The organism is Undibacterium sp. MH2W (assembly GCF_049340215.1).
Classification (GTDB): domain Bacteria; phylum Pseudomonadota; class Gammaproteobacteria; order Burkholderiales; family Burkholderiaceae_D; genus Undibacterium.
Map to the genome: position 1 here is coordinate 386,115 of NZ_JBMPPA010000005.1, position 12,163 is coordinate 398,277.

Below are 12,163 nucleotides of genomic sequence, written 5' to 3' on the forward strand. Positions count from 1 at the left end.
CTAAAGAATCAGATTATGGCCTAAATGATGGAGAATATCGCAAGCAAGAGATCACAAACATGCACTCACGAAATCAGGCGCAATGAGGCTTCTGCCAACGTGACTACCAATGACGGCCTCCGTGAAAGCCCCAACCAGGCGCAACAACAACAGGCACGGGTGCGACGACATAACCACGTGGTGCGGGCGCACACACGACGCATCCACTCGTCATGACGGTTGCAACGACGATGGCTATCAGGGTGAAAAGTGTTGATTGACGAGTACGCATGATGGGCTCCTTGAGCATGTAATCACCGGCACATAAAGTAACGACCGATGAATCTATAAGCGTCTGGAGCCCACTTTCGTTGACAGCGTTGATGTATGGCTATGTAGCAGATAAACGATGGAATGTAACAACCGCAAACTATTCCGCAACACCAACTTAGTTCGATTCTTTAATCAAACGACCACTGGTTTTTTGAATTGGTCGCGCATTCATCGGATACAAGCGATTAAAAATTGCCAATTGCTCAGATGATAATTCAATCGGTTCTTTCATCACCATCCATAACACGCCCTCGGTACATGGCGGTGTTGTGAGTGACCCCATATAAGTGAAGTAGTCGCGCTTTGCAGGAAGTAATTGATTGAGGTCTAACGGTGCCATTGCCTCTTGCGGTTGATTCTTTTCTAACGGCAGGTTATTCCACACCTGCTGCACCGCACTTTGTGGTTTACCGCGCTCAATTAATACGGCAACCACGGCTAATTTTCCGTCCGCATCTTTATGAACAAGATGAATCACCATTTCGGCGCTACGTCCATTCACGCGTTCTTCAGACGGTTTATGGAAATGAAATTGGACTAATTCGTAGTTACGCCCCAGGACGGTAATATAGTTACCAGCGCCAACGTTGACCTGAATCGTATGACCATTATCAACAACATTAAATCCTGAAGATCGGTAATCAAAAACAATGGGATCAAGATTCACTTTAATGCCATCGCGAATATCGATCGGTGATTGACGATCACCCGATTCACATTTAGCGTTAGCGGGACTTAATTTGCCCCAGCTGAGCGGACCGTTATCGCCCTGATAGGCCCAACCGCCAGCACCATGTGCATCCATTGCTGCTGCGATTGCTGCTGCGCCATGTTTTTCCTCGAGGGTCATTTCCACCTTCGGCTTCGGTGCCTCAACGCGACGCGGTGCATAAGTAGGACGCATCACTGAACGAGCCGCTGCTGCGGGGCTCACTGATTCTTTTTCTTTTTTTAATATCGCTAATCTTTCGGCAATTTTTGCTGCCAGTTCATCCGCTGCAAGCGCTTCCTTTGCCGCGTCTTTGCTTTCTTTGCTGTCCTTGCTTTCTTTTCCTTCTTTGGATGATTTTTTGCTTTCTTTCTCTTTTTCTTTTGACGAGCTGGAAGACTCTTCTTTCTCTTTTTCTTTCTCTTTAGATGAAGCCTGTTTAATTGGCTTGGACGCAGAAGAAGACGACTCTTCGCTCGCTGAAGCGGAAATCGCCAACAACAATGAAATCAGGAGGATGGAGTAGCGGCGCATAATAAGAAAAGAATGAGAGAAGATAATCCGGTTACGGCAGATCTCTCTTTAAACTTGAATTGTTTGATGCGAACTAGCCGGAAGCTTGTCTTTTTAATCCTACAAAATAATGCCGATCATGAAATAACCGGCATTATTTGGCACTTCAGTTCCCTGTCAACAAACGCGCTTTGGCGGCCGCATACTCGGTCGCAAAACGCGCCACAACATCAGCAACAGACGGCGTGTCATCCATCAACCCGACACCTTGACCTGCACCCCAAATATCGCGCCACGCCTTTGCTTTATTGCCACTTGTACCAAAATCCATTTTGCTCTTATCAGCAACAGGCAAATTATCCGGATCGAGACCAGCAGCAACGATCGATTTCTTTAAGTAATTACCGTGAACACCAGTAAATAAATTCGTGTACACAATGTCAGCCGCCGTCGATTCCAGAATCGCCTGACGATATGCATCATCCACATTCGATTCGGGTGTCGCCAGCCAACGTGATCCAATGTAGGCAAAATCGGCACCCATTGCTTGCGCAGCCAAAATAGCATCTCCCGTCGCAATCGAGCCAGACAGCGCAATCGGGCCTTTAAAAAATTTGCGTACCTCACCCACCAATGCAAACGGTGACAAGCCACCCGCATGACCACCCGCGCCAGCGGCGACCAGAATCAGTCCATCGACGCCTGCTTCTAACGCTTTTTGCGCGTGACGAATAGAAATCACATCATGCAGCACGATACCGCCATAACTATGAATCGCATCAAGCATCTCTTTTGGCGGCGCACGTAAGGAAGAAATAATGATAGGAATCTGATGTTTTACACAAACCGCGACATCATGGGCGAGACGGTCATTGGACTGATGCACAATTTGATTGACCGCAATTGGACCAACAATCGCCTCTGGATGCGCAGCCTGATACGCGGCCAATTCCTGTTTGAGCTCAGTGAGCCAAGTGTCGAGCAATTCTGCAGGACGGGCATTGAGTGCTGGGAAAGAACCGACAATACCTGCTTTACATTGTGCAGCAACAAGCTTTGGACCACTGGCAATAAATAAAGGTGAGGCAATCACGGGTAACGCGAGGCGTTGTAATACGGTCGGTAAATGCGCATTGCTGGACATAATGAGTCTCCACACAGGGTTGGTTTACGTTATTTGTTGGTTTTGTTGCTCTTTGATGATCACGGCTGATATGATGTTATCAGAAAAAACGTTGTTTTTTTAAATCCTTGTATTTTCTCTCTCGCCATGAAATCTAAGCTCGTCGACTTTCGTCAAGAACAGGAAGCATTAAGACATTCGATGCGTGAAGGCATGCTCGAAGCAGCCAGCCGTTTATTACTCGAAGAGGGTGCAGCAGCGTTGACGGTTCGTCGGGTTGCCGATGCGGTCAATTGCTCAACGACGCTGCTCTATTCTATTTTTGGTGGTAAAGACGGCTTATCTAACGCACTATATCTCGAGGGATTTGCCCTCTATCGGCGCGAATTCCCAGCCTATGCAGCACAACAAGCTGGCGCACCGGTTGCTCGCGGCATCGACAGTTTGCATTTGTATGCCAATTATTACCATGCGTTCGCTCGACGCTATCCTAGCTATTACATGGTGATGTTTGGTGATGCCATTGCGGGTTTCGTACCACCTGAAGCCTCACGTATCGCCGCATGGGAGAGTTTTACTCCGCTTATTGCTGAGTTTCAGTATTGCATGCAACACGGCAGCTTACCTGTCAGCAGCGCCAGTGCTGCAGCGCGACTGATGTGGGCAGCCATGCACGGTGTGATCAGCCTAGAATTAAAAGGGTTTTACCTCAAACAGACGCATGCAGATACCCTGTTCCAATCAGCCGTGCGCGCCGTTTTATTTTCTCTTCAGCACCCAACGACGCATTCAACACAGTAACCACCACAACCACCCTCCTAGGACTGTTTATGACTTATCAATGTTTTGAATTTAGCATCGACAATAAAATCGCCCATCTGCGTTTTAGTCGTCCGGATAGCCTCAATACAATGCAGCCCGTGTTTTTTAAAGAGTTGGTAACGATTCTGAAAGAACTCCAACAGCAGGCGTCGGCACGGGTATTGGTTATTTCTTCCAGCGGCAAGCATTTCACCGCTGGGATGGCATTGGATGTCTTTGCGGGCGGCGGCATTTCTCTCGATGACAATAAAGCGGTAGGTCGGGCCAATATTGCGCTGATCCTCAATGACATGCATCAATCGTTTAATCTGATCGAGCAATTACGCATGCCTGTTATTACTGCCATTCAGGGCGGGTGTATTGGAGGTGGGGTGGATTTGGTTTGCGCAGCGGATATTCGCTTGGCGACAAGTAACGCATTTTTCTGTATTCAAGAAATTAATATCGGAATGACAGCTGACTTGGGTACCTTACAACGTCTACCGAAACTCATCCCTGAGGGTATCGTGCATGAGATGGCCTATACAGGTCGACGCCTCAATGCGCAGCGGGCACTCCAATGCGGTCTCGTCAACGACGTCTTTGACACCCCCGAAGCAATGTTAGAAGCAGCATTACAAATGGCGAAGGAGATCACTGAAAAACCACCGGTAGCGATCTGGGGAAGCAAGCAGGCCATTCACTATGCACGTGATCACAGCACACACGATGCGCTCCAACAAATGGGCTGGCTACAATCAGGCATTTGGCAAAGTGAAAATCTGATGGAAGCGTTCATGGCCAAGCAACAAAATCGCCCAACCAATTACGCCGACTTGGCGCCAGTCTCATCATTCAATGATGCACCGTACCAGCTCAAATAAGGTCCTGAACACACACCGAACGAGCGTGTAAGTTCTCGGGATTATGTACTCACAATGTGCTCGCCCTCGAGGCGAGCAGCTCCTGCCCTGATGAGCTCCTGAATCAACTGTGGCAACAGCAGATCGATAGGGGTCGCCAGTTGTTCTACGGCTAAACGCATCATTCGTACATCGGCGATCATTTGTACGAGCTGCGTCATGCTTAATTGACGTCGATCCAGCAACAAAAACGCGATCAAGACTTTCACAGCGTTGCGCGCGTTGCGTTTGGGATCGGCCGCCAGATAATCGAGTCGGCTACGCGCGCGATCAATCGCTGCTTGTTTGTCGGTGAAGGCTGCACCATGCCCCGGGATGACAAGCCGAACATCGAGTTCTTCAATCAATTGCAAAATCGCCGCTTGTTCAGCGAATCCAGACGCACCTTCTAATTCTGGAAAAATGACGCCGAAGCCGTTCTCCCATAAGGCATCTGCTGAGATCAGCAATCCTTCTTGTGCACAATACAAAACCACCGAATGAGGATCATGACCAGGCGCCGCGAATACGTGCCATTGGAGCGATCCGAGTTGGAGAGAGGAACCGTCTAATAATCCATCGTTCGCGACAAACCGTGGGCACTCTTGCCCTGTCGCGTCAAACGAGAGTTGCGCTGTATCCCACTCGTCCACAATGGCTCTATCCGCCGCTGGAATGAGGGTGTGACAGCGATAGGTTTGTTGTAAGAGTGCGTTGCCGCCGCAGTGATCAGAATGCAGGTGGGTGTTAATCAGCAGATCGAGTTTGCGCCCCTGCAAAACGTTCTCAACCAAGGCTAAGGTTTGTGGGGCGTGCCGAACATAGCCGCTATCCACTAACGCTGTTTCAGTATCGCTGACGAAGAGAATGTTATTGGACGATAACCAACCACGTTCAAACAGGTGTATTCCAGCCGGAAGTGAAAACGCAGTATCGCTCATCAAATCACTCTCAAAATAACATCGTTAAAATAAGCGGTGCTTGACCTGATGCCAGATCTCTAATTTACGTTCATTGCTGGCCGTACCCCAACCACGTAACTCATCCAAAGTACGGAAACAACCGGCACACCAGCCCGCCTGCTCGTCCATTCTACAAACGCCGACACAAGGTGATGGTACCGGTTCCGCCGGAGAGGCTGTGCTTGGTTCAAAGTCGTACAAAATACTCATAATGCGGATTCAATTCAAGAAAGCAACGCGACGTCGGCGACAGGTGCATGGGTCATCGCGATTAATTGTTGGGGAGACAAGCTAAAAACCGCATGGGGATGCCCTGCCGCCACCCATATGGTTGTGTATTTCAATAAATCCTGATCGATCAGTAGAATCGTTTTTTCTGGATGTCCGATCGGACAGACGCCACCGATCGCGTAGCCGGTTTTTTCTCGAACGAAACGCGCATCGGCCTTCCCTAGGGGACCAACAATGGCGGCGACCTTCTCAACATCAACACGGTTGATACCGCTCGCGACGACCATCACACCCGCATCATCCGTCAATCGGCGAAAGACAATCGATTTTGCAATCTCAGCCACATGACAGCCCAAACCGGCAGCAGCCTCTGCGGCAGTTTTTCCAGATGCAGGAAGTACTACAATAGACTGATCGTGCCTAATGCTCGCTAACAAGCTGGCAACACGCTGGGACGATTCGGGTAAATCAGAGGGGGCGTTGGCAATATTCATCATTGAAGTCAGGGGATCGCATATCGGATAAAAAACCTCTTTTTATCGTTTATAACACACTCAAACGAGACCCGCTGTTCATTGATAAAGGTTTGCTAATCGACTTATCCGCCCCAGCTTTCGAGCAATTCTCGATGTTGTGGCGGGAAATCAGTGCATTTCATTCCAGCACGATATTCATTGCCACTCAAGATGGTGTATTGACAAGTGCCTTTGCAAACGACTTGAGTACGGGCTGACGCATCTTTGTGGCTCGGGACTTCCATCATCATCGGATAAGTCTGCTTTTCTCTGAGCATAACGCTCGTTTGAATTTGGATACCAGCAGCAGAAAAATTGATGATTTTTGCAGGCACAATACGACCTGCCGCTATCTGGATAGCAGCCCGCCATGCAACCGCAAGACGCGGGGAAGTTCTGGAGTCACTCATAAAAACGGTCAATACATCGAATCAGGAATTTTGCTAAACGGCAAAAGCAAGATTGTAACAACTAATCGTGCTTACTTGCAGGTGGATTCTCAAAAACGGTGATTTTATTGATCGTCAGCTTATTTGTTTTTCAATAAGGCATGAAGCATAGGCAAATACGTTCTCATCACCAACGATAATCAACAGAGATGCTCGCGTACAACTTGAGGGTCACGACGCTGCCGCCGTGCTCGCTATCCATTGCTGAAGCAGTTGGTTTGCCGTTGCTTTGCCGCTTGCCAAACAGGCAGTTAACAAATACCCCCCAGTAGGCGCTTCCCAATCCAACATTTCGCCTGCACAAAATACATTGTGACAAGCCTTGAGCATCCCCTCTGGTGTCAATGCTTCAAATGTGACACCTCCGGCACTGCTGATTGCTTCATCAATGGGACGTGGTGCAAGCAAGCGTATAGGTAATTTCTTTATCCACAAACTCAGTTCAGCAGATGACTGCATTTGCTCTTTTGACAGTATTTCGTATAACAACGCTACTTTCAGTGCATCCAATTTGAGCGTCGTTTTTAGATAGCTTGAAAAGGAACGCGAACCGCGACCCGCGCTGAGCAATTTCTGTAGTTTCTCTAGGCTAGTATCAGGCATCAGATCGAGCTCCAGCGTCGCATAGCCTGCTGTGTTGATCTGTTCACGCAGTGCCGATGACAAGGCGTAAATCAAACTCCCTTCTACTCCCCCCTCGGTAATGACAAATTGCCCCTTCCGCATTCCATCTAGGGATCCCGCCACCCGCGCAGCAACGGTGAGCACCGGGCTACCTGCAAATTTTTCTTTAAAAAAAGGACTCCACTCGAGGTCGAAACCGCAATTGGCTGGCTGCAGTGGAGCAACTTCAACACCACGTTGCTGCAAGAGTTCGACCCATTTACCGTCCGATCCAAGACGCGCCCAACTCCCCCCGCCCAAAGCGAGGATCACCGCATCAGCACGTGCCTCATGGGATCCATCAGGTGTGGCGAATACCAAATGTGAGGCATCGTCAGACCAGCCGATCCACCGATGTTTCATTTGAAATTGCACGCCTTGTTCGCGGAGTTGATGCAGCCACACCCGAAGTAATGGCGCGGCTTTCATATCCACAGGAAAAACGCGCCCCGAACTACCAACAAAAGTCTCAATACCCAATGATTTCGCCCACGCGCGCACTGCCGTGGCATCAAAGGACGTTAATATCGCTGCCAGATCACCTGCGCGATTGCCGTAACGGGAGAGAAAGGCGGCAAAGTCCTCTGAGTGGGTAAGATTCATTCCCCCCTTACCTGCAAGCAGAAATTTTCGACCTACAGTTGCCATCGCGTCATATACATCCACCCGTACGCCCTGTTGTGACAACGTATCAGCAGCCATGAGACCTGCCGGTCCACCGCCAACAACAATGACGTGCTTGGTTGACAAGAGCGCGGACAACGGACGCGAGGCAGGAAGACTTGTTTGCATGGGTAAGATCGACAGTAACTTGGAGCTCAATAATAAACGCACCCGATGAAATCAATGGGCGGGGCGCTATCATACGCCCTCTCTAGGCTCCATGAAAACCACATAGCGCGTTGAGAAGCACGATGTGATTCCGTTATTTGGCTTTTACGTCAACGTAGCTTCTCGAAAAGCACGGTGGTCGATCGTTATTTTAACCAGCTCTGTTGGTAGTGGTTGCGATAATCGTTCGCAGGATCAAAGGTGTTTTTAACGCCACCATCATAAGCAATATTTTGTGCAGTCACCAAATGAACTGGTGTCACATATCCACTGGGCTGTTGGCCTGTCATGGCGCGATTAAGCTCATCGACCAATTGCCAAGCATGTAAAGAAAGCGGCTCAGGAACGGTACCGGTCTGAATATCATTGGTACGGATACGTTTATATGCAGTCGGTGACCCATCTCCTGCCGACACGCCAACAAGTTTATTAGACGCAACCAATGGTGCAATCGTCGAAGCGTTCAGAAGATCAAAGTAGTAGTCATTCACTGCAATGACATGGCTCCATTTTGCACCATGTCGTTTCACTAAATTCTCGACGACGCCGTGCATTTTGAGATAGGCATCATTCATTGCCACATCCTCGACACTCAACAAGCGACATCCTTCACATTGCTTAATTGTCTCGACGATGGCATTCGATTTCGCCAACATGTAGGGGTTTGTCGAATCGGTGAAAACAACGATACCCGCTTTGTTATTCGACTCAACCACCGTGTACAACGCCGCGAGTTGAGCAACTTCTTTGGGATTAGATGTAATATTGGTGAATAAGCCATCAACAGCACCACTTTTTACAGAGGCATGCCAACCTACGACAGGCACTTTTGCGTTGGCGGCTGCAGTCAGCCCTTTTGACTGCGTTCCCGCGTCAACACCAGCCAAAATAATACCGTCCGCCTTCATCGCGATTGCTTGGGTAATAATTGCAGCTCCCTGATTGCAACGCCCGCGACAATCGATAAATAAGGTCTCCCACCCACCGGCAGCTGAGGCCTCTCTCACTCCATTAAAGACGGCGGCAGTGCCTGCATCGCTCATATCACCGCCAATAAAGATAATCTTTTTTTTCTTTTGCAATTTGGGACTATCGATGGGTCCTTCCCAACGATTCTTGACCGCCGCTGCACGCGCCACTTTGGCGTTCGCATTACTCAAAAATTGCATCGGATTTTCTTGTGCGAACGCACTGGGAATCAAACAAACTGCTAAAAACAACGCTGTCAGGCACTTACTGTTGATAGTGGTCATAGTTCTGGGGGTCAGGTTGAGAGCAAACCCGCGTTGTCTTGCGCGGGTAAAACAGTTCACTTATGAAACAAATACTTACAGCCGCGCGCTGATTATTACAGAAAAATTTCCACACAAATATAGTCACATCCACAACAGAAGAGCATTAGGGTTTAATTTTGCATATTAGGATTATCTTTGAATTTTTGATGGTTTTTTTAGCTTTCAACAAACTTTTTATATTATTTAAAAATTAATATTTATTTACCAAGAGGCAATTTTACAACAAACATTGCGTTTAAATATATTGGCAAGTAAAGAAACGATCGCTGAAAATGACGCATATAACCCGCGTTTATACGTCATTTCAGATGATTAACGCCAAATGACCTGACCAGAGCCAGTGTGCTGAATCACTCTCCGCGAGGGGTTTCCTTGGATCTGACATTGACCACTTCCCGTTATCGCGGCTTTGATCTCTTCAATCACATTAACCGCGACATCGCCTGAACCAGACATCTGGATCGTCGCACCGTTGGATTCGAGTGCGATAGCATTCAGCCCACCCGAACCAAGGACATCTGCGTGTAATTGTGTCGTTTTTCCCTCCAGCGAAATACTCCCTGAGCCGCGCGACAACACTGTCGTGTCTTGACTGTTTGTCACTCGTAACTTGACGCTGCCACTGCCCAATGCCTTCACGCTTATTTTTTGAAACAGAGCGGTCATAGAGAGGTCACCACTTCCACGTGAATCAATATCTAGGGTATTTCCCTTCATTTCTTGTACTAACACTGGGCCACTACCAGACAAAGCCAGCTTTTCAAGAGAGGACAAGCTCAACTCAACAACAGGTGCCGGCATCTTGCCAACAGCAACAAAAATACCTCTTGTTCCAATGTAAAGCGTATTTCCCTCAATGCGCGTCGTGACTTTTTCAACCAATTTCGGATCGCCTTGAATAAATAACGCTGGCTGTAAGCTGGATCGAAGCATTAATTGCATTGGCCCACTCATCACGACGTTCGTCACATTGGCTGTTAATTCACGACGCTCCCTGGCTTGCCCACCGTGCGTGTCGACGGTAACTTGTGCATAGGCGACGTCAGAAAAAATACAGAGGCCACTCGCAATACAAAAACAAACGGCGATGAGTCTTGATTTCACGTTGGTCGTTTTCATCATCAGCTCCAAGATAACAAGGTGCTCCAGCACCTATGTTCTTATCAAAAAACGAGCACTGGCAAACCAAAAGTTCACCAGTACGAGAAACACAAATTGGTTTCGTAAGATAAGAATAGGGGTCTTTCATGCTTGATGCGAACGGCTTGCGATAGTGCGTCAAACGCGAGGGATGAAAAGCAGAATTGAGGAGATGATCCGGAAATCGGGATTCACTCCTTCGGCAGAGTAACACCGCGTGAGGAATGACTTCGACAAAGAGGACGGCTAATGGAGTAAGCGGCTCGCATCATAAGTGCGTAACCACGTCAGCTGTAGAATCCGCGCATCGTTACTAGCGCGATGGCGATTAACGTTGAGATCGATCTCAACCTGGCTTTTCGTCTGATGCCACAGTTCTTCCTGACGAGGGGAAATGATCTCTCGAAAGTCAGCGAGCCTGAAGTGCGGCTGCTGCTCAGCAGCATCAAAGAGTCTCGCTAGCCACACATAATCGTGCGCCCAACCATCTGTGTAGACTGTTTGCCCAACGAGAAGCTGATTTAAATGTTGAGCGACCTGGCTGGCAGGACGACCGCGCTCGACGAGTATCTCCCGCGGAATTCGATGTACCTGAGCCGCATGTGCATCCCAATGCTGCCAATCATCCTCAGGCCGAATAAGCGTACACCACCCTTCGCCATGACGACGAGAGAATCCTATTTCAATGGGATAGCTACCGGCACCAAAGCCGGAGGCTTCTATATCCATCACGATTGGGACAGTCATCATGATTAAAGCTCCGTTTTGGCGAAATCAACATAGAAGCGTAAAGTTTTATACGAAACAGTTAACTCCGCAAGTTTTTTATCAATACAACGATGTTGACCGATCGCTTTGATTCATATTTACGACGGTGAGAAAAATTGGAGGGCAAGACTCAGGGTTCGACCGCGGGGGAATGAGAAAAAGTGAGAAGGGTTAGGGCTCAAAGGGTGTGATTAAAAATGCGGTGGGTCCCTAGGAGAATAGCGACCTGCCCCGGAGAGCGATGGATGCATAAGGTTCACCGATGAATGGCTAAGGGAATGAGATGTGGTGATTGGTTCTCGAAAGAAGAGAAAAGAAGTATGGTGGGTGGTGGGTGTTAGGGAGATTCGACGAGTGAAGGTTGAGAGGTAGATGGTTTAGTGGTTTGATTGTCCCAGAAATTGAGAAATTGAGAAATTGAGAAATTGAGAAATTGAGAAGTTGAGAAGTTGAGAAGTTGAGAAGTTGAGAATTTGAGAATTTTGAGAATTTGAGAGTCTGAGAGTCTGAGAGTCTGAGAGTGTGAGAGTGTGAGAGTGTGAGAGTGTGAGAGTGTGAGAGTGTGAGAGTCTGTAGATTTTAGGGTTTGGTAGTTTGATTGTCAGAGAATCTGAGGATTGGAGGGTGTGGGATTTGGATTTTGAACATCCCAGAGCCATAACGATGCGGGACTTACAAGCGACTGATGGTGAGCATCTAAGCCTGAGCGCTTCAGTCTGATACCTGATCTGTACGCCCCAATCTGAACGCCTCTAGCCTCTAGCCTTTAGCCTTTAGCCTTTATTTGAACACCCCAATCGGAGCGCACAAAAGCAAAACCCCTCACTGCGATAGCAGAGAGGGGTAGCAATAGGGAGCCTGACGATAACCTACTTTCACACTGGTTGCAGCACTATCATTGGCGCAGAGTCGTTTCACGGTCCTGTTCGGGATGGGAAGGGGTGGTACC

The 12,163-nt window shown here is 48.4% G+C and carries 13 protein-coding genes and 1 rRNA gene; 2 read left to right on the forward strand and 12 right to left on the reverse strand.

The window, feature by feature from the left end; translation table 11 throughout:
* Positions 1–103: 103 nt before the first annotated feature.
* The 3 genes from ACO0K2_RS14720 to ACO0K2_RS14730 form a co-directional block, all read right to left on the reverse strand.
* Entirely contained in the window at positions 104–271 is a 168-nt protein-coding gene (locus ACO0K2_RS14720) for a hypothetical protein (RefSeq protein WP_423020094.1), read from the reverse strand.
* A 156-nt stretch (positions 272–427) separates the two neighbouring features.
* Positions 428–1,555, reverse strand: a complete 1,128-nt coding sequence (locus tag ACO0K2_RS14725) for a carbonic anhydrase (protein WP_423020096.1) — start codon at positions 1,553–1,555, stop codon at positions 428–430.
* A gap of 145 nt (positions 1,556–1,700) precedes the next feature.
* Positions 1,701–2,678, reverse strand: a complete 978-nt coding sequence (locus tag ACO0K2_RS14730) for an NAD(P)H-dependent flavin oxidoreductase (protein WP_423020098.1) — start codon at positions 2,676–2,678, stop codon at positions 1,701–1,703.
* Between the two features lie 126 nt (positions 2,679–2,804).
* Between ACO0K2_RS14730 and ACO0K2_RS14735 the strand changes: the two genes are divergently transcribed.
* Entirely contained in the window at positions 2,805–3,458 is a 654-nt protein-coding gene (locus ACO0K2_RS14735; protein WP_423020101.1) for a TetR/AcrR family transcriptional regulator, read from the forward strand.
* Between the two features lie 29 nt (positions 3,459–3,487).
* Positions 3,488–4,342, forward strand: coding sequence for an enoyl-CoA hydratase-related protein (locus ACO0K2_RS14740; RefSeq protein ID WP_423020103.1), 855 nt, complete (start codon positions 3,488–3,490; stop codon positions 4,340–4,342).
* Positions 4,343–4,383: 41 nt separating this feature from the next.
* Here ACO0K2_RS14740 and ACO0K2_RS14745 read toward each other — a convergent pair whose 3' ends face one another.
* The 9 genes from ACO0K2_RS14745 to rrf all read right to left on the reverse strand — a co-directional run.
* Positions 4,384–5,301: an MBL fold metallo-hydrolase gene (locus ACO0K2_RS14745; protein WP_423020105.1), complete on the reverse strand. Its 918-nt coding sequence runs from the start codon at positions 5,299–5,301 to the stop codon at positions 4,384–4,386.
* A gap of 24 nt (positions 5,302–5,325) precedes the next feature.
* On the reverse strand, positions 5,326–5,532 hold the full coding sequence (locus ACO0K2_RS14750) for a DUF1289 domain-containing protein (RefSeq protein ID WP_423020107.1): 207 nt from the start codon (positions 5,530–5,532) through the stop codon (positions 5,326–5,328).
* 14 nt (positions 5,533–5,546) lie between these two features.
* Positions 5,547–6,050 (reverse strand): YbaK/EbsC family protein, encoded by a 504-nt coding sequence (locus ACO0K2_RS14755; protein WP_423020109.1) that lies wholly within the window; start codon positions 6,048–6,050, stop codon positions 5,547–5,549.
* A gap of 101 nt (positions 6,051–6,151) precedes the next feature.
* Positions 6,152–6,478 carry a PilZ domain-containing protein gene (locus tag ACO0K2_RS14760; RefSeq protein ID WP_423020111.1) on the reverse strand — a complete coding sequence of 109 codons (327 nt, stop codon included), beginning with the start codon at positions 6,476–6,478 and terminating at the stop codon, positions 6,152–6,154.
* Between the two features lie 210 nt (positions 6,479–6,688).
* Entirely contained in the window at positions 6,689–7,972 is a 1,284-nt protein-coding gene (locus ACO0K2_RS14765) for a TIGR03862 family flavoprotein (RefSeq protein ID WP_423020113.1), read from the reverse strand.
* Between the two features lie 185 nt (positions 7,973–8,157).
* Positions 8,158–9,264, reverse strand: a complete 1,107-nt coding sequence (locus ACO0K2_RS14770; RefSeq protein WP_423020115.1) for a substrate-binding domain-containing protein — start codon at positions 9,262–9,264, stop codon at positions 8,158–8,160.
* A 354-nt stretch (positions 9,265–9,618) separates the two neighbouring features.
* Positions 9,619–10,428: a GIN domain-containing protein gene (locus ACO0K2_RS14775; protein WP_423020117.1), complete on the reverse strand. Its 810-nt coding sequence runs from the start codon at positions 10,426–10,428 to the stop codon at positions 9,619–9,621.
* A gap of 264 nt (positions 10,429–10,692) precedes the next feature.
* Complete coding sequence (locus ACO0K2_RS14780; protein WP_423020119.1) at positions 10,693–11,196, reverse strand: hypothetical protein; 504 nt, start codon at positions 11,194–11,196, stop codon at positions 10,693–10,695.
* A gap of 874 nt (positions 11,197–12,070) precedes the next feature.
* Positions 12,071–12,163, reverse strand: a 5S ribosomal RNA gene (rrf, locus tag ACO0K2_RS14785); the annotation flags it as partial.